Below are 230 nucleotides of genomic sequence, written 5' to 3' on the forward strand. Positions count from 1 at the left end.
GCCTGCTCGAAGGCCTCGACGACATCTCCCTCACCCTTCAGAACGAAGCGGACATCGCCACCTACGAAAGCACCCGCCCCAACCACAAGCCGCGCACGAGCCGCCCGGAGCCCCGCGTCATCAGCCTCGCGGTGATCCCCGGTGATGGCATCGGCCAGGAAGTCGTGGCTCAGGGCCTGAAGGTCCTTACCGCGGTCCTGCCCCAGGATGTGAAGCTGGAGACCAAGCAG

Annotated in this window: 1 pseudogene; it reads left to right on the forward strand. The window is 66.1% G+C overall.

From position 1 onward, the window contains the following. Positions 1-53 precede the first annotated feature (53 nt). Positions 54-230 (forward strand): annotated as a pseudogene (locus IF09_RS47835) (isocitrate/isopropylmalate family dehydrogenase); the annotation flags it as partial.

This window comes from Streptomyces katrae (assembly GCF_000717655.1).
In the GTDB taxonomy this organism is placed as follows: domain Bacteria; phylum Actinomycetota; class Actinomycetes; order Streptomycetales; family Streptomycetaceae; genus Streptomyces; species Streptomyces katrae_B.